The sequence below is a fragment of the Kribbella antibiotica genome, from assembly GCF_004349055.1.
GTDB lineage: Bacteria > Actinomycetota > Actinomycetes > Propionibacteriales > Kribbellaceae > Kribbella > Kribbella antibiotica.
Map to the genome: position 1 here is coordinate 1 of NZ_SMKX01000315.1, position 1,171 is coordinate 1,171.

General features: G+C 68.5%; 1 pseudogene. It reads right to left on the bottom strand.

Annotation, left to right across the window (positions count from 1 at the left end):
• Positions 1-146: 146 nt before the first annotated feature.
• Positions 147-1,171, bottom strand: a pseudogene (locus E1263_RS42415) (hypothetical protein); the annotation flags it as partial.

Below are 1,171 nucleotides of genomic sequence, written 5' to 3' on the forward strand. Positions count from 1 at the left end.
CCGCGGCTGCACGTAATACGCGTGCACGAACTCCCGAATCTCCACCGCCGTAAAACCCACACCCACCGTCATCACCAATACTCCTCACTAATCGCGAACTGACTCACGACCAGCCTGGCGCAGAGGGGGGGTACTCAAAGTTGTGGCTAGGCGGCGAGTTGCGCGTAGCCGGGAGCGACCCGCCAGGTCGGAGCAGGACCGGGACGGGCGCGGCCGCGGTCGAACGCCGTCTGCAGGCGGGGGATCAGGTCGGATCGCGGGTCGACGGTGTCCTCCCAGCCGAAGTGCACGAGCTCGATCCCTCGATCACTGAGGACCTGGTCACGTCGATGCGCCAGCCGGAGCAGGTGCCGGCGCTCTTGCGGGGTCGCCGCGTCGTACTTCGCAAGACCGTCGGCCTCCCCGGCGGTGCGGAACTCCGGCCACCACAGGTCGACCCGCTCCAGCATCCAGCTGAACCCGTCGAAGAACTGCACCTGGAGCTCCGGCATCGGGAGACCTCCGGCCACACACCTGAACCTGGCAATCGACTCCAACGCCGACTCCGCACGCGCGTCACCGAACGCGATCGTGGCCCGAGCGCGCCGTACGCCCGGCCACTGCTCCTGGCGCTCGAGGACCGCGGCCAGCTCATCGAACGTCGTACCGGATCGCAATGCGTCGTCGACTGTGACGATCGCCTCGCGCGTCGGCAGCTCCCGGGCCAGGTCCGCCACCGTTCGGGCGGTGCTTGTGACGGGCAGCCAGCCGTGCCGCGATACGTCCTCGGGGGCAAGACCAGCACGCCGTACGACGAGGTTTCGGCGCCGCTGATTTCGAGGAGTTTCGGGCGGCCGGGTCAGCCAGGTCGCGTCGTACGGCGGTGGCGATCTACGCGCACCGTCGACCCAGGTGCTGAGACCCGCAAGCCGCGCAGCGCTGAAGTGACTCACGACCGAGCCCGGATGCGCAGCCTGAGCGCAAGCGCTGACCGCGATGTCTGCGGCGATGCTGCCGTCGATGTAGTGCCCGTGATGATGCTGAAGCCTTCCCCGCCGCACCAGCCTTCGCAGGTCGGCATCACCCAGCCCGAGCCTCACGAGCACGTCCCGCGGCTGCGGCCGCCGTACGATCTCTAACCCTTCCATCCCCCAACGGTCCACCACCTTCCCCTCCCGACGCCACCCCGATC